This is a genomic window from Cobetia sp. BMC6, assembly GCF_029991385.1.
In the GTDB taxonomy this organism is placed as follows: domain Bacteria; phylum Pseudomonadota; class Gammaproteobacteria; order Pseudomonadales; family Halomonadaceae; genus Cobetia.
In genome coordinates, this window is record NZ_JAKUMF010000001.1 from 663,110 (window position 1) to 685,529 (window position 22,420).

Genomic DNA, 22,420 nt, shown 5'->3' on the forward strand with positions numbered 1-22,420 from the left:
GCATGACACATTGTCACCGCGAAAAAAACCGCCGTCCCGAGAGGGGCGGCGGTTTTTTCATGGCCGGTCGGGCGGGGTCGCTCTCAGGCAGCGGCTGATCAGCTGGCGAGGCGCTTGACCATGGCCTCGACCATGCGCGAGGACTGACGTGAGGCGACGTGCAGGAATTCCTCGAAGGACTGGCTGTTGTTGTCCTTGCCGGCGATGTCAGACAGCGCGCGGATGACCACGAACGGCATCTCATAGACGAAGCAGGTCTGGGCGATGGCGGCGGCTTCCATCTCGGCGGCCAGCATGTCCGGGAAGCGTGAGCGAGTCAGCGCGACCAGTTCCGGGTCTGCCATGAAGATGTCTCCGGTGCAGATCAGGCCTTCACGTGCCTTGATCTCGCCCTGGGCTTCGACGCACTCGCGCGCGATCTTCACCAGTGCCGGGTCTGACGGGTAGGCGGCCGGCATCTGCGGCACCTGGCCGTATTCGTAGCCGAACACCACGGCATCGACGTCGTGGTGACGCACTTCGCTGGAGATGACCACATCGCCGATCTCCAGATCAGAGGCGAAGCCCCCGGCGGAACCGGTGTTGATGATGGCGTCCGGCTGGTAGCGCTCGATCAACTGGCAGGCGCCCACGGCGGCATTGACCTTGCCGATCCCGGACTGCAGCAGCACGACCTTGAGGCCATGCAGCTGACCGACGTGGAAGGTGGAGCCGGCATGACGAGTCGTGGTGCTGTCTTCCAGCAGTTCGGCGAGGATGGCGACTTCCTCGGCCATGGCGCCGATGATGCCAAGTGTCTTGAGGGACATGGTGAAATCCTGAAGCAGGGCCTGCGGGGCATCCTGTCACGCGATGCCCCGTGGCCAGGGGAGGTGTCAGCGAGAGGGCTTGTACTTACTTGCCGGCCAGCTGGGCATCGTGCAGCTCGGCGGCGAACAGGGTGTTCTCCAGCAGAGAGGCAACGGTCATCGGGCCGACGCCGCCCGGTACTGGCGTGATCCAGCCTGCACGTTCCGCTGCCGGGGCGAACTCCACGTCACCGACCAGTGAGCCGTTGTCGAGGCGGTTGATACCCACATCGATGACGATGGCGCCTTCCTTGATCCATTCACCCTTGACCAGGCCCGGCTTGCCGACGCCGACCACGACGAGGTCGGCCTGGCGGACCTTGCTTTCCAGGTCCTTGGTGAAGCGGTGACAGACGGTGGTGGTGCAGCCGGCCAGCATCAGCTCCAGTGACATCGGGCGACCGACGATGTTGGAAGCTCCCACGATGGTGGCGTCCATGCCGCGCACCTGCAGACCGCTCTCGGACAGCAGCGTCATGATGCCCTTGGGCGTGCAGGGGCGCATCACCGGCAGGCGCTGCGCCAGACGGCCGAGGTTGTAGGGGTGGAAGCCGTCCACGTCCTTGTCGGTGCGGATGCGCTCGAGAATCGGGCGTGAATCGAGATGCGCCGGCAGCGGCAGCTGTACCAGGATGCCGTCGATGCTGGTGTCGTCATTCAGCTGGTCTACCAGGGCTTCCAGCTCCTGCTGAGTGGTGTCAGCGGACAGCCGGTGCTGGGTGGAGAGGATGCCAGCCTTCTCGCAGGCGCGGTGCTTGTTGCGGACATAGACCTCGGACGCCGCGTCTTCGCCGACCAGCACGACGGCAAGCCCCGGAATACGTTCACCGGCATCACGACGCGCATCGACCTGACGGCCTACCTGTTGGCGTACGCGTTCGGCAATGGCCTTGCCATCTATCAGTTGTGCTGACATCAGCGATCATTCCTTCTCGTGGGCGATAAATGCAGGAGGGACAACGATGGCCAATTTTCGCATGCCTCGCCCTCCAGTCAACGCCGAATGACGACCTTGGTCGAAAGCTGTCATGGGCGTCAGGTCTTCCGCAGTCGCCCACAGGCCAGGTGACGGCGTCAGGAGGCAGGCGAGAGTGGGGGTATGCCATGCGATTGTCGCCTTGACGCTCCATCTTCAGGGGTGCAAGAAAAGGCCAAGATAAAGGTAGAGGCATAGGTAGAAGCAAGGAAAGGAGAAGGGTGGGGTGGAAGGGGAGGTTGTAGGGCGGAGAAGTAGAAGGCGTGAGGACGATAGTCAGTCCACCGGCGGCACTCAGCCGTCGCAAGTCATCACTGCGTCAGTGGCAGAAGCGATGACAGGTAAGGCGTCCTGTATCAGCAAGCAGAGAAGTTGGGGGAGTTTCATGGATGAAAGCTCGCGACATGACATTGGCATGACAGCGCGAGGGGCAAACGATTCTTTTGGAAAGAATTCACGTAAGGGCTTGACCGCAGACGAAAGTTCGGTAGAATACGCCTCGCATCGACGGGGTTCGACGGTCGGTTGAAGACGGTTTCGGGATATAGCGCAGTCTGGTAGCGCGCCTGCTTTGGGAGCAGGATGTCGGGGGTTCGAATCCCTCTATCCCGACCACTTGAATGCAATGTATCGCAAGGCTTCGGCCTTTTGAAACAGTATTCAGGGCTTTGTCCGGAGGTTGACTCGCAGCATTAGTTTCTGCGCCTATAGCTCAACCGGATAGAGCAACGGCCTTCTAAGCCGTAGGTTGCAGGTTCGAGTCCTGCTGGGCGTGCCATCGAGATGACGTTTGTCATCGAAGTGGATGTCGGAATGCTCTTCATTGAGCCTGATGACTGCGACCAGACGATGTGAAGATGTTCATGCAGTGGTGGGTGTAGCTCAGTGGTAGAGCCCCGGATTGTGACTCCGGTGGTCGTGGGTTCGAACCCCATCATCCACCCCATTGCATGTCAGCTTGAGCAGTATCAACGAGATGGAGACGGCAGGCTTTCTGTCCAACCTCCAGAAGTGGTGGGTGTAGCTCAGTGGTAGAGCCCCGGATTGTGACTCCGGTGGTCGTGGGTTCGAACCCCATCATCCACCCCACGTCTCGATGAATATCAGGATGCTGCCTGGCCCACTTGGGCGGGCGGCATGCCGCAAAAGGGGGAGAAGGCCAATGGCTTTCTCCTCCTTTTTTTTGGTTTTTTCGCACTGCTCCATGCATGACGATTCCGAGTCGCCGGGCGCTCCAGGCGCCTGTCTGGCGGGTAGGTGGAGCAGAAAATGGCCGGGGTCCTTGAATAACTTGGACCAAGGCACCATATGAAGGGGTCATATCCGCGCTTGCCAGCGCGTGGCGGGGTTTCTACAATCTTCGCCTTTATGATTCGAACGCCACCAGTGGGTAGAGGAACTTTCATGCAAGCTTCTGTCGCAACGACTTCTCCGATCGAGCGCACGGTCACCATCACGGTGCCGGCTTCTGAAGTCGACCAGGCCGTCAACGCCCGTCTTCTGGAAACCGCCAAGACCGTTCGTCTGAACGGCTTCCGCAAGGGCCACGTGCCGATGGCAGTGGTGAAACAGCGTTACGGCAAGGACGTGCGCAACGAGATCGTTGGCGAGATCATGCGCCAGCATTACGTGACTGCCGTCACCGAAAACGAACTGAACCCGGCTGGCTGGCCGAAGATCGACGCGACCGTCGATGAAGCCGGCAAGGATCTGGAGTTCGTCGCGACTCTGGAAATCTACCCGGAAATCGAACTGAAGCCGATCGAAGGCGCTGAAATCGAGCGTCCGCAGGCCGAAGTGACCGACGCCGACGTCGAAGAGATGATCGAGACCCTGCGCAAGCAGAACGCTTCCTGGACCGACGTCGAGCGCGCTGCCGCTGACGGCGACCAGGTCAAGATCGATTTTGAAGGCTTCCTCGGTGAAGAGGCCTTCGAAGGCGGCAAGGCAGAAGGTCACGAGCTGGTGCTGGGCTCCAACAGCTTCATCCCGGGCTTTGAAGAGCAGCTGGTCGGCGCTGCTGCCGGCGACGACAAGGAAATCAAGGTTTCCTTCCCGGCTGACTACCAGGCCGAGCACCTCGCCGGTCAGGAAGCGACCTTCAAGGTCAAGGTCCACGCCGTCAAGGCTCAGGAACTGCCGGAAGTGAACGAAGAGTTCATCGCCCAGTTTGGCCTCGAAGCTGCCGATGTCGAAAGCTTCAAGGTGGAAGTGAAGAAGAACATGCAGCGTGAGCTGAAGAACGCGATCGAGAATCGCGTCAAGCAGCAGGTGCTGGCCGAACTGACCAAGGCCAACGACATCCTCGTGCCGCAGGCCCTGGCCGACCAGGAAATCGACGGTCTGAAGCGTCAGGCTGCACAGCAGTTCGGTCTGGGCGAAGACTTCGACGTCTCCCAGCTGCCGGGCGAGTTGTTCCAGGACCAGGCGGTACAGCGCGTCAAGACTGGCCTGCTGCTCAGCGAAGTCGTCAGCAGCAACGAGATGGACGTCAGCGACGAAGAGCTGAATGCTCGCGTTGAAGAAATGGCTCAGCAGTACCAGGACCCGGCTCAGGTCACCGAGTACTATGGTTCCAACGAACAGGCTCGCAACCAGCTCAAGTCCGTGCTGCTTGAAGAGAAGGCCGTTGACAAGCTGCTGGCACAGGCTCAGGTTAAGGACGTTGCCATGTCCTACCAGGAAGCCCTGCAGGCTGCACAGCAGCAGGAAGAAGCAGAAGAAGAGGCTACTGAAGCCGAAGGCGAGCAAGCCTGAAGCTTGGTTGACCCCTAGTGCTTGCTAGACCAGGACCCGGCTACGGCCGGGTCTCTGGTCAGTGGGCGGGGTAAAGTGGCATGCTCAATGGATATCAATGTCATCGGATGAAGGAAGCCCCCATGAACGACTTCGACATCAAGAATGCTGGCGGTCTGGTTCCGATGGTTGTCGAGCAGAATGCTCGCGGCGAACGGGCCTATGACATCTATTCCCGCCTGCTGAAGGAACGGGTGATCTTCCTTGTGGGTCCGGTTGAGGATTACATGGCCAATCTGGTCGTGGCTCAGCTGTTGTTCCTCGAGTCTGAAAACCCGGACAAGGACATCCATCTGTACATCAACTCGCCGGGTGGCTCCGTGACTGCAGGGATGGCGATCTACGACACCATGCAGTTCATCAAGCCCGACGTGTCCACCGTGTGCATCGGCCAGGCAGCCAGCATGGGTGCCTTGCTGCTGGCAGGCGGTGCCGCCGGCAAGCGCTACGCGCTGCCGAACTCCCGCGTCATGATCCACCAGCCGCTGGGCGGCTATCAGGGTCAGGCCACGGATATCGAGATTCACACCAAGGAAATCCTGACCATCCGTGAGAAGCTCAATCGCATTCTCGCGCATCACACTGGCCAGGACTTCGACACCATTGCCAATGATACCGACCGTGATAACTTCATGGCGGCCAATCAGGCAGTGGAGTACGGCCTGATCGATGCCGTGCTGGAACGCCGTCCCGACGTGGAATGATCCCGCGTAAACGGCTGACCTGACGTCGGCAAACATGCATTTCCGGCGGCTCCCCGGGGAGTCGCCGCCATTGAGAGGTACGCGAATGGCTGACGGCAAAGGCAAGGACGAGAACGGCAAACTGCTGTACTGCTCCTTCTGTGGCAAGAACCAGAATGAAGTGCGCAAGCTGATCGCGGGACCTTCCGTCTACATCTGCGACGAATGTGTCGATCTGTGCAATGACATCATTCGCGAAGAGGTCCTCGAAGCCGACGCCGAAGGTGATGATGATCGCCTGCCGGCGCCGCGTGAGATTCGTTCCACTCTCGACGATTACGTGATCGGCCAGGACCGCGCCAAGCGTGTGCTGTCCGTGGCGGTGTACAACCACTACAAGCGTCTGCGCGCCGGTCAGAAGGCCGCGGATGAAGTGGAGCTGGGCAAGTCCAACATTCTGCTCATCGGCCCGACCGGTAGCGGCAAGACGTTGCTGGCCGAGACGCTGGCGCGCCTGTTGAACGTCCCGTTCACCATCGCGGATGCGACCACCTTGACCGAAGCGGGTTATGTCGGTGAGGACGTAGAGAACATCATCCAGAAGCTGCTGCAGAAATGCGATTACGATGTCGAGAAGGCCGAGCGCGGCATTGTCTACATCGATGAGATCGACAAGATCTCGCGCAAGTCCGACAACCCCTCCATCACGCGTGATGTCTCGGGTGAAGGCGTGCAGCAGGCGCTGCTCAAGCTGATCGAGGGCACCACTGCCTCGGTGCCGCCGCAGGGGGGTCGCAAGCACCCTCAGCAGGAATTCCTGCAGGTGAATACCGGCAACATCCTGTTCATCGTCGGCGGTGCTTTCGCTGGCCTGGACAAGGTGATCCGCGAACGCGCCGAGAAGGGTGGCATCGGCTTCAATGCCGAGGTCAAGAGCAAGCAGGACGAGAAGACCGTGGGCCGCGTGCTGGCAGACGTCGAGCCGGGTGATCTGGTCAAGTTCGGTCTCATCCCCGAGTTCGTTGGCCGCCTGCCGGTCATCGCGACACTGACCGAGCTGGACGAAGATGCCCTGGTGCAGATTCTGACCGAGCCGAAGAACTCGCTGGTCAAGCAGTACTCGCGCCTGTTCGAGATGGAAGATGTCGAGCTGGACCTGCGTGAGGATGCGCTGCGTGCCGTGGCTCGCAAGGCCATCGAGCGTCGTACCGGCGCACGTGGTCTGCGCTCGATCCTCGAGTCCGTGCTGCTCGACACCATGTATGACATCCCGTCCGAGGAGAGTGTCAGCAAGGTGGTGGTGGATGAGTCGGTGATTGCCGGCGACAGCAAGCCGCTGCTGATCTACTCCAAGAACGAAGAGAGTCAGGGCAAGGTGGCCGGCAAGGACGGCTGAAACGTCCGGGCCTGAGTCGCACCAACGGGGGGCCGCAAGGCCCCCCGTTGCGTTTGCGCTCGCAAGCCATTCTTACTGTGATGCATTCGCGGGTCACGCACGGCTTCATTCAGCGTTGAGTTACCGCCAGGCGTGTCGGGATCATTGCAAAATCATGGCCTTGCCCCCATGGTCTCAGTATCAAAGTGCCGTGTGAGGCGGCCCACCCACAGAATACCGAGGAACGTCTGCCATGGAGCAGAACGAAGATCAGACCCTGACACTTCCGCTGCTGCCGCTGCGGGATGTGGTGGTCTATCCCCAGATGGTGATTCCGCTGTTCGTCGGCCGGGAAAAGTCGATCCAGGCCCTCGAAGTGGCCATGGAAGGCGACAAGAAGATCCTGCTTGCGGCGCAGCGTGAAGCCAGCCAGGACGACCCGACGGCGGAAGACCTGTTCGCCATCGGCACCGTTGCCGACATCATGCAGCTGCTCAAACTCCCCGATGGCACTGTCAAGGTGCTGATCGAGGGCAGCTCGCGCGCCGATATCCAGGCGATTCGCCTGCACGACGACGGCCACAGCATCGCCGACGTCGCGCTGCGTGACAGCCAGCCGCTGTCCGAGCGAGAGCAGGAAACCCTGGTGCGCGTGCTGCTCAACCAGTTCGAGCAGTATGTGAAGCTTTCCAAGAAGGTGCCCAACGAAGTGCTGGGCAGCCTGCAGGGCATTGAAGACCCGAGCCGTCTGGTGGATACCATCAGCGCGCATCTGTCGCTGGGCATCAATGACAAGCAGGCGCTGCTCGAGATGGACAAGGTGCGTGACCGCATCGAGCACCTGATGACGCTGATCGAAGCGGAGATCGACCTGTTGCAGGTCGAGAAGCGCATTCGTACCCGCGTCAAGGAGCAGATGGAGAAGTCGCAGCGCGAGTACTACCTCAACGAGCAGATGAAGGCCATCCAGAAGGAAATGGGTGAGCTGGATGACGTGCCCAACGAGGTCGAGCAGTACGAGCGTCGCATCAAGGACGCCGGCATGCCGAAGGAGGCAGAGGAGAAGGCGACCCAAGAGCTCAACAAGCTAAAGATGATGGGGCCGACTTCCGCCGAGGCGACCGTGGTGCGCACCTACCTGGACTGGCTGTGCGACGTGCCGTGGAAGAAGCGCACGCGTGTGCGTCATGACATCGACCACGCCGCCAAGGTGCTGGACGAGGACCACTACGGTCTGGATGAGGTCAAGGAACGCATCCTCGAGTATCTCGCCGTGCAGAAGCGCGTCAAGAAGCTCAAGGGGCCGGTGCTGTGTCTGGTCGGCCCGCCGGGTGTCGGCAAGACTTCGCTGGGCAAGTCCATCGCACGTGCCACCAACCGCCACTATACGCGTATGGCGCTGGGCGGCGTGCGCGATGAGTCCGAGATCCGCGGTCACCGCCGCACCTATATCGGGGCACTGCCGGGCAAGATCATCCAGCGCATGGCCAAGACGGGCGTGAAGAATCCGCTGGTGCTGCTCGACGAGATCGACAAGCTGGGCATGGACCACCGCGGTGATCCTGCCTCGGCGTTGCTTGAGGTGCTGGATCCGGAGCAGAATGACAAGTTCGCCGATCACTATCTCGAGCTTGATTACGATCTGTCCGAGACCCTGTTCATCTGTACGTCCAACTCGATGAACATTCCCGGCCCGCTGCGCGATCGCATGGAAATCATCCGTCTGCCGGGTTACACCGAAGACGAGAAGCTGGCCATCGCGATGCGCTACCTGGCGCCCAAGCAGCTTAAGGCCAATGGCCTGAAGCCGGGCGAGCTGACCTTCAGCGAAGCCTCCGTGCTCGAGCTGATCCGTTACTACACGCGTGAAGCCGGTGTGCGTGAGCTTGAGCGCCAGCTCGCCAAGGTCTGCCGCAAGATCGTGCGCGAGCGTGTGGTCGCCGAGGCAAAGGAGGGCGCACTGTCTTCCATGCACCTTGAGGCCGAGCAGGTCGAGCACTACGCTGGTGTCCGCAAGTACAGCTTCGGCCTCGCCGATGCCGAGGACCAGATCGGCCGTGTCACTGGCCTGGCCTGGACCTCCGTCGGCGGTGAGCTGCTCACCATCGAGTCTGTCGTCACGCCGGGCAAGGGGCGTGTCAGCAAGACCGGGTCACTGGGCGACGTCATGAAGGAGTCGGTGAGTGCGGCCCACACCGTGGTGCGTGCGCGTGCCGAGGCCTTCGGTATCGAGGCTGAGCGCTTCGAGAAGGAAGACCTGCACATCCACGTGCCGGAAGGCGCCACGCCCAAGGACGGCCCCAGTGCGGGCGCTGCCATGGTCACCGCGATGGTATCCGCTTACTGTGGACGCCCCGTGCGCTGTGACGTGGCAATGACCGGTGAGGTCAACCTGCGTGGCGAAGTCATGCCGATCGGTGGCCTCAAGGAGAAATTGCTGGCGGCGCGACGCGGTGGTATAAAGCTTGTGCTGATTCCCGAGGAAAATCGCCGTGACCTCAAGGAGGTTCCGGACACCATCAAGGATGCACTCGATATTCGGCCGGTGCGCTGGATCGACGAAGTGCTTGAGGTGGCTCTAGCAGAAAAGTCTACTGCTGAGAAGGACGATTCTCGTTCAGACGATGCCGGTGGTCGTCAGACAATGATCAGTACACATTGACGGGATTTTTTTGGCCATGCCGCTGTCGAAACGGCGGCGTGGTGCGGTTTTGCGCGTGAGGTTGCTTGACAGTCGTTTGAGGGCGTTGCTATAAACTCCGCTTCGTCGCGATCGCGTTTAGCACCCGTAATTTTCGCGCTGATTTCTGGTAATTTTTGCAAATTCAAGGGGTGAAGAGTGAATAAATCCGAGCTGATCGAAGCCATTGCTGCATCTGCCGATATTCCGAAAGCAGCAGCTAGCCGTGCACTCGATGCGATGGTCGACACCGTCACTGATAGCCTGAAGAAGGGTGAGACCGTGGCATTGGTCGGGTTCGGCACCTTTATTGTCAAGGAGCGTGCTGCACGTACTGGCCGTAACCCGCAGACTGGCGCTCCGATCGAGATCAGTGCTGCCAAGGTGCCGAGCTTCAAGGCTGGCAAGGCACTGAAAGACGCCGTCAACTGAGGTCTGCCTGCTTCGCAGGCACCCGGTGGCGCGGTACCGGTTCGGGAGTGGTCTGATGACTGCCGAACCGGCACCAGAACATCGAAGCGCATCGCCTGGCGATGCGCTTTTTTTGTGGCTGAAACCGGCCATGTCGGCAGGGCGCAAGCGTTTGATGACCCTGGCGAGTCAGTCAGTCGTGCAAAGTCACCTGCATCTGTCTGCGGCATGCGTATAATCATCAGTCACTGAGTCGCGGCCCTTGTGGCCATTCCAATCCCTGTAGTTCGAGGCCTGCATGCTGCAACGAATTCGAGACCGGTCGCATGGCTGGGTGGCCAAGACGATCGTTGGTTTCATTGTCGTCACCTTTGCCTTCTTTGGTGTTGAGTCGATCATTGGCGCCTTCACTGCCAGCAGTGACGACGTGGCCACGGTCAATGGCGACACCATCAGCCGTCAGGCGGTGGAAACCGAAGTCCAGCGTGCCATCCGTTCTGGCCAGGTAGCGCCGGAACAGGAGCGCGAAGCGCGCAATCAGATCATCAACCAGATGATCGATTCCCGCCTGCTGGATCAATACGCCGAGGAAGGCGGCCTGCACATGTCCGATGCGCAGCTCGATCAACTGATCGTGAGCATTCCGGACTTCCAGGATGACAAGGGGCGCTTCGACGCCGACCTGTTCCGCAATCGTCTGGCCAGCGCCGGCTACTCTCCCACCTCCTTCCGCCAGCAGCTGAGCAGCGACACCCTGCGCCAGCAGTTGACCGACGGCTTTGCCGCCAGTGCCTTCGTGCTGCCGGGCGAAGAAGAGAAGCTCAGCCAGCTGCAGCGCCAGACGCGCACCTTCCGCTATGCCACGCTGAGCAGCGCGGACCTCGATGCGCCGGTGACGGTCAGCGAAGACGAGCTCAAGGCCTGGTATGACAGCCACCAGGACAACTACCGTCGTCCGGCACAGGTCAAGTTGGCCTACGTGTTGCTGGACCAGAACGAGCTGGCCAGCGGTGGCGATATCAGCGAAGACACGCTGAAGGCTGAATATGAGGCCAAGCGTGCCGACGCGCCGCGGGAGATCGCGCACATCATGGTCGAGAAGGGTGACGATGATGCGGCGGCACGTGCCAAGCTCGAGGGCGCACGTGACGCACTCGCCAACGGCGAAGACTTCGCCAAGGTGGCGGCCGAGGTCTCCGAAGACAGCTCCACGGCCGAGGACGGCGGTGAGCTTGGCGTGATCACCCGCGGTATCTTCGGCGAAGACTTCGATGATGCGGCCTTCGCGCTGGATGAAGGCCAGGTGTCGGATATCGTCGATACCGGCGACACCCTGCACCTGATCAAGGTGACCGGTCTGGACATCGCGCCCTTCGAGGACATGCGCGACGAGCTGCTGACGCAAGCCCGTCGGGCCGCTTCCCGTGATACCTTCAACGAGAAGGCGCAGCAGCTGAAGGATGAGAGTTTCGCGGCGGATGATCTGGCCAGCGTCGCCGAGGATCTGGACCTGCCGCTTGAGAAGACCGACTGGGTCGCGCAGGAAAACGATGATGAACTGCTGTCCGAGCCGGGTGTGATGGCGGCAGCCTTCGGTGACGAAGTGCTGAAAGAGGGCTACAACAGTGATGTCATCGAACTGGATGACAGCCGTCGTCTGGTGCTGCGCGTTCTCGAGCAGCGTGAGGCCACAACGCTGGCATTGGATGAGGTCAAGCAGCAGGTTCAGCGCGAAGCCAAGGCCGACAAGACTGCCAAGGCACTGGAGGCACTGGCCGAGAAGCGTCTGGAGACGCTGCGCCAGGGTGGATCACTCGAGGGGATCGACTGGCAGCAGGCTGATGACGTCAGCCGTCAGGCCAGCACCCAGCTGCCGCAGAGTCTGGTCAAGCAGGCCTTCACGCTGGCGCACCCGCAGGATGGCCAGCCGGTCTACGGCAAGGCGTCGCTGAGTGGTGGCATCGCGCTGATCGCTCTGACCGAGATCGGCGAGGCTGAGCCGGGCGAGATGGATCGGTTCCTCTCGCGTCTGGCGACGCGTCTGCGTGCTCAGGCCGCTGTCACGGGCCTGCAGGAATCTCTGCGCGAGCGTGCCGAGATCGAGCGCAACTGATCGAGCGCAAATGAGCCAGGCAACTGGCGTGGGCAGCGTTGCCTGCCAATGAGACCGTCACCCCTTGGGGGGGGGCGGTCTTTTTTGGTTCAAGCCATTGGGTTCAAGCCTCGCAGACTCAAGTATCGAAGCTCAGGCCGCGAGGCTACGTGCGGGGGTGGCGTCAGGTCACGAGCTTGGTGTCAGATCACGAGTCATGTATCAAGTCACGAGCCCAGCCGCTGACGCAGCTGCCGGGAGAGTTCGCGGTGACGGGCCTGAATGCCCGTGGAGAGCGTTTGGCGTAGCCAGCGGTGGCCAGCGTCATGGTGCAGGCGTTCATGCCACACCAGCCAGTAGGAGAAGCGGTTGAGAGGGATGGGCAACGGACGCAGGGCTAGCGGCAGCTGATCGAGCATGCTGATGGCCAGACAGCCCGGCACGCACAGCAACAGATCGCTGTGGCAGCTGACACTGAAGGCGGCCAGAAAATGGGGCTGGCGCATGACGACCTGACGACTCAGCCCCAGTTCCGCCAGCTTGAGGTCCACCGCGCCTCGCTCATCACCGCCCATGCTGATCAGTTGGTGACTGGCGGCGAGGAAGCCCTCCAGGCTCAAGGTCTCCTTCGCTGCCAGCGGATGGTCCTGGCGCATCACGCAGACGAACTGGTCATCCCCGATTTCGCGACCATGCACGCCAGCCGGCACCCTGGCGGTGGGCACGCACATTGCAAGCTCCGGCCCGCCTTCTTCCAGCTGCTGTTCGACATTGCTGCCATAGGCCTGGATATCCAGACGGATGCCGGGTGCCTGCTCGTGCAGCGGGGCGATCTGGGGTGCCACGAAGGCGTGCATGCCGTAATCGGTGGTGGCCAGCTGAAAGCGCCGTTGGCTATCTCCAGGCGAGAACTCGGGTGGCGCCAGCAGGGCACCCAGCTCCTGCAGCAGACGGGCGAGGGGCTGCCTGAGGGCCTCTGCGCGTGCGGTGGGACGCAGACCGCGTTGCGCCCGCACGAACAGGGGGTCATCGAAGGCCTCGCGTAGACGGCCCAGGGTGCGAGACACCGCAGGCTGGCTCAGGTTGAGGCGCTCAGCGGCCCGCGACACGCTGCGGGTTTCCAGCAGCGCATGCAGCGCAACCAGCGTATTGAGATCATGGCGGGCAAGTTCAGCCAGGTGCATGGCAAGCGGTTCCCGGTAGCGAGGCGACCCAGTCACTGGGATGAAAGTGTGCAGTTTCAACCGCACATGATATCAGCCTCATGCATACCGGGATTCAGTTTCTGTCATTGGTGTGATATCGGGAGCGCGCGTAATCTGGGGGCACTTCGTCGCCGAGCAACGCTTGCGGCGGCCAGTCGTCACAGGGTTGAGGCCTCGGGCCAGCGGCCTGATGACGATTCTGATCACAAGTCGTTTGACCAGATCATTCGCAAGGAGCATCGCATGCAGACACGCTATTACACGATCACCGACTATCCGAAAGGCACCCCGGAACGCGACCTGTTCCAGTTGCGTGAGGAAGAGCTGAGCGAGCTCGGCGAAGGCGAGGTGCGCATTCGCAACAGCTGGCTGTCCGTCGATCCCTACATGCGTGGCCGCATGAGCGGCGTGAAGACCTATATCGACCCCTTCGAGCTCAATGAGCCGCTGCAGGGCGCAGCCGTCGGTGAAGTGATCGAGTCACGTGACTCTCGCTTCAAGCGCGGCGACAAGGTACGTCACATGGGCGGCTGGCGCGACATCGCACAGCTGTCGGGTGACCAGGTCGAGGCGCTGCCGAGCATCGAGGTGCCGGAGCAGGCCTACCTGGGCGTACTGGGCATGCCGGGCATGACCGCCTGGACCGGCCTCAACATCATCGCCGAGATGAAAGAGGGCGATAACGTGCTGGTCAGCGCGGCCTCCGGTGCGGTCGGCTCGCTCGCCGTCCAGCTGGCCAAGGCCAAGGGCGGCACTGTCGTCGGCATCGCCGGCAGCCAGGAAAAGCTCGATTGGCTGGAAGCGCGGGGCGTCAAGGCGGTCAGCTACAAGGGCAAGGATGCCGAGCAGCTGACGAAGGCGCTCAAGGAAGCCTGCCCGGACGGCTTCGATGTCTACTACGAGAATGTCGGCGGTGATTGCCTGGTGGCGGCGCTGAACAACCTGAATGTCGGCGCACGCATCGCCGTCTGCGGCATGATCTCCAGCTACAACGATACCGAGGCGGCGCCTGGCCCCTCGAACATCTCGATGATCCTGATCCGTCGTGCGCGCATGCAAGGCTTCATCGTCTTTGATCACTGGCAGAACTACAGCCGCTTCCTCGAAGAGGTAGGGCCGCAGGTCGCCAAGGGCGATATCGACTATGAAGAGACGGTGGAAGAAGGGCTCGAGCAGACGCCGGACGCCTTCCTCCAGCTGTTCTCGGGTGGCAACAAGGGCAAGATGCTGGTGCGTCTTTGATCTGAGAACTGACACAGCATTACTGAAGACCCGAATACCTGACGTCGCGCGTATGCGCGCTGCTCAGGCACTTACGAAAGGCTCGCTGCGGCGGGCCTTTTGCGTGGGTGGCCCGGCGTTGGTCATCACGCATTCCTGTTCATCACACGTTACTGGTCACCAGGCATTACTGGTCCTCAAATATCACCGGTCGGGAGGATTGGTGACTCTCACGAACTAAAGACGTGCGGCCTGCGCTCTACTTTGGTCTTGGTCACTGCTCTAGAATGCAGGCCATCGTTCGTGGGCAGGTGGCGTCATCGTCGCGTTTATCTGTCATTTGCCCACATGTCACTCTGTGTCAGGTGGCGCCTGACCACGGCTCTGTCATCTCATGTTGCCGTGTCGCCCCTGACTCCGCGAGGAGAGCATCATGCAGGACTTTACCTATCAGAACCCGACCCGCGTGCACTTCGGTGCCGGCCAGATCGCCAAGGTGCGTGACGAGATTCCGGCGGATGCCCGCGTGCTGGTCACCTACGGTGGCGGGTCGATCAAGCGCAACGGCGTGATGGATCAGATCGAAGCCGCGCTGGAAGGCCGTCAGTGGTGGAGCTTCGGCGGCATCGAGCCTAACCCGAGCTATCACACCCTGCTCGAAGCCCTGGAAGTCATCAAGCGCGAGAAGATCGATTATCTGCTGGCGGTAGGAGGTGGCAGCGTCGCCGATGGCAGCAAGTTCCTCGCGCTCGCCGCCTGTCACGCCGGTGATCCGTGGGAGATTCTCGCCGAGGGCAAGCACCCCGAGACGGCGCTGCCGCTGGGCGTGGTGCTGACACTGCCGGCCACGGGCTCCGAGTCCAATGGCAACGCCGTGGTCACCAACTACGAGACCCACGACAAGCTGCCGATGTTCAGTGAGCTGGCCTACCCGCGCTTCGCGGTGCTGGACCCGGCCACCACCCTGACCCTGCCGGAGCGTCAGAGCGTGAATGGCGTCGTCGATGCCTTCATCCACGTCAGCGAGCAGTACCTGACCTATCCGGTCAATGCGCCGGTGCAGGACCGCTTCTCCGAAGGGCTGCTGATGACGCTGATCGAGGAAGGCCCCAAGGTGCTGAGCCAGCCGGATGATCTGGCCGTGCGCGCCAACATCATGTGGGCCGCCAACCTGGGCCTCAACGGCCTGATCGGGCGTGGCGTGCCGCAGGACTGGGCCACCCACATGATCGGTCACGAGATCACCGCACTGCACGGTGTCGATCATGGTCGCACCCTGACCATCGTGATGCCGGCGCTGTGGGAAGAATTGTTCGAGGCCAAGCGTGCCAAGCTGGCGCAATACGGTCGCCGCGTCTGGGCGCTGGAGGGCGATGAAGAGAGCGTCGCGCGCGCCGCCATCGACAGGACCCGTGACTTCTTCACTCGTCTGGGCGCGCCGGTGTCGTTGAGCGAAGCCGGTATCAGTGCCGACAGCATCGATCAGCTGGTCGACAACCTGACCCGTCACGGCTTCACCGCCATCGGTGAGCACGGCGATATCACGCCGGACGTGGCGCGTCGTATCCTGACCCGCGCTGCCTGATCACCGCACGTCAGTCTGGCCCGATTGTCAGCTTCAAACCCCTCGTCACCTCTGGTGGCGAGGGGTTTTGCATATCTCCCCCTTGCCGCAGCTTGCCGTCCGCCAGATCGCGTCATGCCAGAAGGCCGGATTCGCTTGACGAGACTTCGTCGTCGGCCGGTTTTTGTTACTCTATAACCTTTTGCACGCCCTTCATCTTGCGGAGATTTCAGCATGTCTCTGGATTCACGCGGCGCCGATACCGGCGACGCCCCGACGGATTTTGCACGCCAAACGCGGATACCAGTGCATCTGATCACCGGCTTCCTGGGAACAGGCAAGAGCAGTTTCATCCAGGCATTGGTCGCGGCCAAGCCAGCGGATGAGCACTGGGCAATCCTGGTCAATGAGTTCGGACAGGTGGGGATCGATCAGGCGCTGTTTGCCGGGCGCGAGGATGTCAGCGTCAAGGGGCTGCCTGGCGGGTGTCTGTGCTGTCAGCTGGCCTTCGTACTGCAGGCGGGGCTGGTCAGCCTGATCCATCAGACCCGGCCTGATCGTCTGATCATCGAGCCCTCAGGGCTGGGCCATCCGGCGGGGCTGATCGATGTGCTGCGCAGCGAAGGGCTGGCCTCGGCACTTGCGCTTGAGGAAGTCATCACCCTGTTGGACCCGCGCGCACTGGACGATACCCGCACGCGCGAACACGGTACTTTCCGGGACCAGCTGACGCTGGCAGGAGGCGTGGTGCTCAGCAAGCGAGATCTGGCGACCGAGCAGCAGCTGGCGGCCGCGCATGAGTTTCTGGCGGGGATGTGGCCGCGCAAGCGCTGGGTCGGTGAGCTGGGCAGAGCCGACGGCGAGACCCATGTACTCAAGGCACTCATGAACGGTCAGGAAGCCCGGATCATTGACTGGTTGATGGCAGGACAGGGCGCGAGCGGAAGTGTCGATGAGCCGTTGGCAGAACAGGTGAATGTGACGATGCCGGCCGCGCATCGTGCCGCATACACCAATGCGGGCCAGGCTCTTGAGGCGTCCGCAGGTGATGAATCGCCCGCCTCAGACGTGATGCCGCTGCCCGGGGCACCGGTGATCGAACAGGCCGAGGGGCTTGAGCATGCCAGTCTGGGCTGGCGAATCGCCGCCAGCGAGGTGTTCGATCTCGATCAGCTGACCCAGTGGCTCGATGCCCTGCCGCGTGAGTGGCGCATCAAGGGCGTCTTTCACACCCAGGATGGTTGGCGCAGCTATAACCGCGCCAATGGACGTGCCGAGCTTGCTCCGTCCTGCTGGCGCGAGGATTCGCGGCTTGAGCTGATTGCACCGCTGGCCGGAGAGGAGCAGGAGGGGATGGTGGCTGCGTTGCCGCTTGAGGATTCCCGTCAGTTGAATGCAGCCTTGCTGGCCTGTCGCAGCGACGGTGCCGCCAGGCCCTTCAACTTCTTCGGCGAGTGAGCTGAGGCGGGCCCCTCAGGGCGCGCCTTTCACGTCAGGCGCTCCCATTCGCCGATCAGGTGCAGAGCTTCTTCGCGGGAATCGCCACACAGCTCGTGATCGAAATCGAAGTCACCGCACACCGCCGGGCGCTGCGGCGTGCCGAACAGCTTGCACAGGTTGTCGTCATCCAGCTGCACGCAACGCACCCCCGCCGGCTTGCCATCGGGCATGCCGGGAATCGGGCTCGAGATCGAAGGGGCGATGCAGCAGCCGCCACAACCGGCACGACAGCCGGGAGCGGCAGCATCCGCAGAAGGGGAGAGGGTCTGCGTCATGAGGTAGCGGACGCGTCTTCGTGCTCGGGGAGGACGAGAGGCTCGCGCGCCGTCTGCGGGGTATGCCGCGCGATGGCGCCCTTGTTGATGCCCTCGTAGGCCTCGACGCGAATGCTGTCACCGCTGTCGAGGGCGATCTGACGCGCCAGCCAGTCGGCGATCCACTCGATGGTGGTCGGTGTCGGCAACAGCCAGACCTGCTTGCGCGGCAGGCGGATGCGGAACCTGCCCTGCGGCGCCTCATAGCTGAATACCAGCTCACGTCCCGGGCGATCGATCAGATCGCCTTCCTCGGCCAGATAGCGGTCGTTGAGCTTCTCGGCCCACTCGGCTTCCAGTGCCGTGTCCCGCACGCCATTGCGTTCGATGATCAGCGGAGAGCGATGCCCATGCGCGATACGCTGGCAGTTGCCGCTGTGATGGCGCAGGCCATGACTGTAGGTGTAGGCGGCACCCTCGATGGTCTCGTCGCGCAGACGTACGCGCAGCGCCTCGACGCGCGGCGGCAGGCGGTGAGTCAGCAGCTTCTCGAAGTGGCTGGCCAGCACCTCGGTGGTGACTTCGGCTACCGGCAGCAGGCAGAAGGCCTGACGCGGGCCGCGCACTTCCATGGCATAGGGCTGGGTGAAGCGCAGGCACAGTCCCTCTGGACAGTCCGTGACGCTCACGCCTTCGGCCTGGCTGGGCACGATCAGGGTGTGGTCGGCATCCTGGTCGATCATGCGCTTGGCCCACGGCTTGACGTCGCCGAAGTCGAACAGCATGCCGTCATGGCCGACGGCACCGTCCAGCTCCAGATCCAGATGCTGGCTGATGCCGTACAGGCCGCGGGTATTGCTCCACACCGAGGCATCCACCGCGGTGAGGGCCCTGACGAACAGGGTCTTGGGAGTCATTGCGGTCATCAATCGATACCACTGATCTTGTGGGTCTGCAGCGAGAGCTGCCACTGGGGATTGCGCATGCAGTAGCTGACGCACTGGCTCATCGGCGTGTCACACGCCAGCACCTCGCGGTAATGCTCGCGGGCCGCGGCAGGCGCGGGCAGGGCGTCGAGGGCGGCGGTATCCAGTGGCTGCAGATAGAAGTGCGCGAAGTCCAGGCTGACGAAGCGCTCCGGCAGGGCCTCGGGTTGCGGGTAGACGAGCTTGAGCTCATCGCCGCCGGTGAGGACCAGCTCGCTGGCGCCCTTGGGACTGACACATAGCCAGTCGATGCCGGCAGGCGGCTCGACGGTACCGTTGGTCTCCACCGCGATCTCGAAGCCGCGGGCGTGCATCGCGTCCACCAGCTCGCTGTCGAGCTGCAACAGCGGCTCTCCGCCGGTGAAGACCACATAGGGCGTGGCGATGCCGGTGTGCTCCGGCCACAGACTGGCCAGGAAGTCCGCCAGCGCGTTTGCGGTGCGGAACTTGCCGCCGTTCTGACCATTGGTGCCGACGAAGTCGGTGTCGCAGAAGCGGCAGACCGAGGTGTCGCGGTCCTGCTCGCGGCCACTCCACAGATTGCAGCCGGCGAAGCGGCAGAACACGCTGGCGCGCCCTGCGCGAGCACCTTCGCCCTGCAGGGTGTAGAACGCTTCCTTTACCGTATACATCAGCGAGTGCCTGCGTCCTTGACGGAGTCGGTCGTTTCATAACCGAGCGGATCGCTCAGTCCATGGGCGGCGAAGGCCTCGAGACGTTCACGGCAGCTGCCGCATTCCCCGCAGGCCAGTTCACGGCCTTCGTAGCAGGTCCAGGTCTGGGCGTAATCGAGCTGCATGTCGATGCCCGCGGCCAGAATCTCGTCCTTGCTCGCGTGCAGGAAGGGTGCGCGAATCTCCACCGGCGAGAAGTTGGCGATCGCGGCGACGGCGTTCATCTTGTCGACGAACTCCGGACGGCAATCCGGGTAGAGCACATGATCGCCACCGTGGGCGCCATAGAAGCAGACCTCGGCCTCGATGTTGACGGCCTTGGCGATGGCCAGGGACAGCAGGATCATGTTGCGGTTGGGCACCACGGTCGAGGTCATGGAGGCCTCGTCGTAGTCGGCCCTGGGCATCGCCTGGTCACTGTTGGTCAGTGCGGAGTTGTCGATCAGGCCATGGATGGCGCGAATGTCGACGACTTCGTGGGCGACGCCCAACGACTCGCAGACCTGGCGCGCGACGTCGAGCTCACGCGAGTGACGTTGGCCATAATGGAAGGAGAGAGCGTGTACCTCGAAGCCCTCCTGCAGTGCCTGGTGCAGGACAGTGAAGGAGTCCATGCCACCGGAATAGATGACGACGGCGCGGGGGCGCTCTGCAGAGGAGGCAGAAGCGGGTACAGCGGAATTCTGGGCGTTGAGAGTCATGACGGAGAATTTCTTTGACCGATGGATTCGGCGCCCGGGATCCGGTCCGGGCGAAACGGGCGCCTATCCTACTCTTCCACACGCCTTGATGCCACTCGCGCACTGGCGCGGGCCGCGGATACGTCGCCTGTCGTCAGGTTTTGCAGCGGCCATGGCAACCAAGCGTTGAGTCGGCGAGAAAATAGCCTTGGTACCCGCACCACAGGCTGGCATAGACTCGGAGTATTAGCGAAGCGTAGAGAGTGTCGACTGCGTGCTGCATGCTGGTACATGTAGTGCCTTCCCTGACGGCACGGACTTCGGGATGACTGATCGAGGAGCCGGTCGAATGGCTATCGAATGCCGCCTGGAGCAGCTTCTAAGTGACATGCGTAGCGGGGAGGCGTCTGGCGTTCGATGGTGCGTTAAAAAGGGCGATCAGAAAAGACAAGGTGCAGCACTCTGGCGTCTGTCCATGGCCATGGGAAGAGTCGCATGGACGCTCGGACATTGCCGCACTAGCCATGCGGGCCGGGCCTTGCTGCAGCCATCGGCGACAAAGAAAGCAGGTGTAAGCAGATAAGCGCGAGAACAGCCGGTAGCGTGAATGACGTGTCATGTCCCGGTGGTGTTGCCCACGTTGCGCAGCCTACGGCCAGCACCACTGGCGACAGGCGGCCATTGCGGGGCATCAAGCCATTTTCCTTATGACTGCAGGTGGAGTGAGCGTGCCTCTCGATATCTTGATCAAATTGCTGTCGTCCATCGAAGAGCCGTTGTGGATTCATGACCGCTTCGGCCAACTCGCCTGGACGTCGCCGCGCGCTCGCCAGGAAGACAGGGTGCCGGAGCTGCCATCTCCGCTGCCCAAGCAGCCGGAGCCTTGTGGCATCAGCGGCCAGCCCGGCTTCTGGTTGATGGGCATTACCGGAGAGCTGGGAGAATGGCTGCTGGTGCAGAAGGCCAATCTGCCGTGGCGCATGGCGATCTTCGATGCCGAGTGTCTGGTGGCCAACACCTGTGGCTGGAAGGAGCTGTTCGGTACAGAGCGGCCGCGTCTCGAACCGGTCAGCGAGCGGCGAGTCCGCCTCAAGGCGCCGTTCTCGGGGCTGGCGGAGGCTCGGGCGGCCGGGGTGGATGACAAGGTCTTGATCGCCCTGCGCCGGCTGCAGCCCATCAACCTGCTGTCGCGCGATCGTTTCAATGCCCAGATCGATGAACTGCTGCTGGAAGAAAGCGTCGACGGTAGCATCGATGGCGGCATCATCTACCTGTCGCTGACCCACCTGGAAATCATCAACTCGGCGCACGGAGCCGAACGCATCGATCCGTTGCTGGAGCGGGTGGCAGAAGCCATGTCCCTGCAGTATCGCGACGCTCTGGTCTGCCGCCCCCTGGGCAACGCCTTCGCGCTGTTCTTCATCGGGGATGAGGCCAGCCTGATCGCGCGTGCCAACGAGCTGTGCGAACGGCTGGTGATGCTGATGCGACTGGATGGCAAGGCCCTGCCGGTCACGGCGCGGGTCGGCATCAGTCTGGCACCGCAGCACGCGCGGCGTGCCCATCGCCTCATGCATCTGGCCGAACTCGCCATGTTGCATGGGGAATACGATGACATCGATGTCTGCGGCCCCCTGCATGTATTCTCGCCCGGCGCGCACATGCAGCACCTCAACGACTATCGCCTGACCAGTGACCTGCGCGAGCATCTCGAAGAGCTGGATCTCGCCTTCCAGCCCCAGTTCGACCTCGCCAGTGGCGAGGCCGTCGGTGTCGAGGTACTGGTGCGCTGGGACCATCCCGAGCTTGGCACCATCGGCCCGGGGCGCTTCATCCCGCTGGCGGAGCAGTACGGCTTGATCGGCACCGTCGGCGCGCGGGTGATGGACACGGCCCTCTCGGCGACGCGTGACCTGGTGACGCCGAACGGCAAGCCGCTGTCGGTGGCGATCAATGTCTCGGCTCAGGAGTTTCGTGACCCCGGCTTCCCCGAGCGCGTCTCGGAGGCCCTGGCACGTCATGACTTCGCGCCGGAACGCCTGGAGCTTGAAATCACCGAATCTTCACGCGTACCGGATCTCGATCGCGTCGTGGAGCGTCTCACCGGCCTGATCGAACGCGGTGTGCGCCTGGCGATCGATGACTTCGGCACCGGCTTCGCGTCACTGCTCTACGTGCGCGACCTGCGTGCTTGCCGCCTCAAGGTCGATCAGCGCTTCGTCGGTAGTCTTGATCATGATGCCCGCGACCGCGCCATCGTCTCTCATGCGATCTCGCTGGCCGACAGCCTGGGCATGGAAGTATTGGCGGAAGGCGTCGAGACCGCAGAGCAGGAGCGCCTGCTGGTCGAGATGGGCTGTCATCTGGTACAGGGATTCCGTTATGCACGGCCCAAGCGCCTGCCGGAGCTGGTCGAGTGGCTCAAGCGCAAGCCGTCAATCCATCCCTGCCCCTGAGTGCCTTGTCCTGAGGGGT

Annotated in this window: 17 protein-coding genes and 4 tRNA genes; 14 read left to right on the top strand and 7 right to left on the bottom strand. The window is 62.3% G+C overall.

Going from position 1 to position 22,420, the window contains the following annotated elements; genetic code table 11:
* Window positions 1-98: 98 nt before the first annotated feature.
* Both mtnN and folD read right to left on the bottom strand, forming a co-directional pair.
* Window positions 99-809 (bottom strand): 5'-methylthioadenosine/S-adenosylhomocysteine nucleosidase, encoded by a 711-nt coding sequence (mtnN, locus tag MKZ40_RS02840; RefSeq protein ID WP_175088613.1) that lies wholly within the window; start codon window positions 807-809, stop codon window positions 99-101.
* 85 nt (window positions 810-894) lie between these two features.
* Window positions 895-1,764 carry a bifunctional methylenetetrahydrofolate dehydrogenase/methenyltetrahydrofolate cyclohydrolase FolD gene (folD, locus tag MKZ40_RS02845; RefSeq protein WP_175088614.1) on the bottom strand — a complete coding sequence of 290 codons (870 nt, stop codon included), beginning with the start codon at window positions 1,762-1,764 and terminating at the stop codon, window positions 895-897.
* Window positions 1,765-2,362: 598 nt separating this feature from the next.
* Here folD and MKZ40_RS02850 point away from each other — a divergent pair.
* The 10 genes from MKZ40_RS02850 (at window position 2,363) to MKZ40_RS02895 (ending at window position 11,882) form a co-directional block, all read left to right on the top strand.
* Window positions 2,363-2,439 (top strand) — tRNA-Pro (locus MKZ40_RS02850).
* 86 nt (window positions 2,440-2,525) lie between these two features.
* Window positions 2,526-2,602 (top strand) — tRNA-Arg (locus MKZ40_RS02855).
* Between the two features lie 93 nt (window positions 2,603-2,695).
* A tRNA-His gene (locus MKZ40_RS02860) sits at window positions 2,696-2,770 on the top strand.
* A gap of 68 nt (window positions 2,771-2,838) precedes the next feature.
* Window positions 2,839-2,913 (top strand) — tRNA-His (locus MKZ40_RS02865).
* A 315-nt stretch (window positions 2,914-3,228) separates the two neighbouring features.
* Window positions 3,229-4,581: a trigger factor gene (gene tig, locus MKZ40_RS02870; protein WP_175088615.1), complete on the top strand. Its 1,353-nt coding sequence runs from the start codon at window positions 3,229-3,231 to the stop codon at window positions 4,579-4,581.
* 122 nt (window positions 4,582-4,703) lie between these two features.
* The gene (gene clpP, locus MKZ40_RS02875; protein ID WP_043331300.1) at window positions 4,704-5,324 is read left to right on the top strand and encodes an ATP-dependent Clp endopeptidase proteolytic subunit ClpP; all 621 of its coding nucleotides are present in this window, start codon (window positions 4,704-4,706) and stop codon (window positions 5,322-5,324) included.
* An 85-nt stretch (window positions 5,325-5,409) separates the two neighbouring features.
* Window positions 5,410-6,699: an ATP-dependent Clp protease ATP-binding subunit ClpX gene (gene clpX / locus MKZ40_RS02880; protein WP_043331299.1), complete on the top strand. Its 1,290-nt coding sequence runs from the start codon at window positions 5,410-5,412 to the stop codon at window positions 6,697-6,699.
* 232 nt (window positions 6,700-6,931) lie between these two features.
* A complete protein-coding gene (lon, locus tag MKZ40_RS02885; protein ID WP_175088616.1) occupies window positions 6,932-9,340 on the top strand; it encodes an endopeptidase La in 2,409 nt (802 codons plus the stop codon).
* 177 nt (window positions 9,341-9,517) lie between these two features.
* Window positions 9,518-9,790, top strand: a complete 273-nt coding sequence (locus MKZ40_RS02890) for an HU family DNA-binding protein (protein WP_043331296.1) — start codon at window positions 9,518-9,520, stop codon at window positions 9,788-9,790.
* A gap of 277 nt (window positions 9,791-10,067) precedes the next feature.
* A complete protein-coding gene (locus MKZ40_RS02895) occupies window positions 10,068-11,882 on the top strand; it encodes a SurA N-terminal domain-containing protein (RefSeq protein WP_175088617.1) in 1,815 nt (604 codons plus the stop codon).
* A gap of 206 nt (window positions 11,883-12,088) precedes the next feature.
* Here MKZ40_RS02895 and MKZ40_RS02900 read toward each other — a convergent pair whose 3' ends face one another.
* Window positions 12,089-13,045 (bottom strand): LysR family transcriptional regulator, encoded by a 957-nt coding sequence (locus tag MKZ40_RS02900; protein WP_175088618.1) that lies wholly within the window; start codon window positions 13,043-13,045, stop codon window positions 12,089-12,091.
* Between the two features lie 264 nt (window positions 13,046-13,309).
* Here MKZ40_RS02900 and MKZ40_RS02905 point away from each other — a divergent pair, with 264 nt between their 5' ends.
* From MKZ40_RS02905 to MKZ40_RS02915, 3 genes are all read left to right on the top strand, one after another.
* Window positions 13,310-14,308: an NADP-dependent oxidoreductase gene (locus MKZ40_RS02905; protein WP_175088619.1), complete on the top strand. Its 999-nt coding sequence runs from the start codon at window positions 13,310-13,312 to the stop codon at window positions 14,306-14,308.
* 412 nt (window positions 14,309-14,720) lie between these two features.
* Window positions 14,721-15,872 (top strand): iron-containing alcohol dehydrogenase, encoded by a 1,152-nt coding sequence (locus tag MKZ40_RS02910; protein ID WP_175088620.1) that lies wholly within the window; start codon window positions 14,721-14,723, stop codon window positions 15,870-15,872.
* Window positions 15,873-16,085: 213 nt separating this feature from the next.
* The gene (locus MKZ40_RS02915) at window positions 16,086-17,309 is read left to right on the top strand and encodes a CobW family GTP-binding protein (RefSeq protein ID WP_175088621.1); all 1,224 of its coding nucleotides are present in this window, start codon (window positions 16,086-16,088) and stop codon (window positions 17,307-17,309) included.
* A 29-nt stretch (window positions 17,310-17,338) separates the two neighbouring features.
* Here MKZ40_RS02915 and MKZ40_RS02920 read toward each other — a convergent pair whose 3' ends face one another.
* Genes MKZ40_RS02920 through queC form a run of 4 tightly spaced genes read right to left on the bottom strand, consistent with a single transcriptional unit; the run spans window position 17,339 to window position 19,966 of the window.
* Window positions 17,339-17,626, bottom strand: coding sequence for a YkgJ family cysteine cluster protein (locus MKZ40_RS02920; protein ID WP_175088622.1), 288 nt, complete (start codon window positions 17,624-17,626; stop codon window positions 17,339-17,341).
* Complete coding sequence (locus MKZ40_RS02925) at window positions 17,623-18,522, bottom strand: 6-carboxytetrahydropterin synthase (RefSeq protein WP_175088623.1); 900 nt, start codon at window positions 18,520-18,522, stop codon at window positions 17,623-17,625. Before MKZ40_RS02925 ends, MKZ40_RS02920 begins: the two co-directional genes overlap by 4 nt.
* 8 nt (window positions 18,523-18,530) lie before the next feature.
* Window positions 18,531-19,223, bottom strand: coding sequence for a 7-carboxy-7-deazaguanine synthase (gene queE, locus MKZ40_RS02930; RefSeq protein WP_175088624.1), 693 nt, complete (start codon window positions 19,221-19,223; stop codon window positions 18,531-18,533).
* The gene (gene queC, locus MKZ40_RS02935; RefSeq protein WP_175088625.1) at window positions 19,223-19,966 is read right to left on the bottom strand and encodes a 7-cyano-7-deazaguanine synthase QueC; all 744 of its coding nucleotides are present in this window, start codon (window positions 19,964-19,966) and stop codon (window positions 19,223-19,225) included. The genes queE and queC overlap by 1 nt, the downstream gene beginning before the upstream one ends.
* A 707-nt stretch (window positions 19,967-20,673) precedes the next feature.
* On the opposite strand from queC, the gene MKZ40_RS02940 reads away from it, so the two are divergent.
* Entirely contained in the window at window positions 20,674-22,401 is a 1,728-nt protein-coding gene (locus tag MKZ40_RS02940; protein ID WP_175088626.1) for a GGDEF domain-containing phosphodiesterase, read from the top strand.
* Window positions 22,402-22,420: the final 19 nt, after the last annotated feature.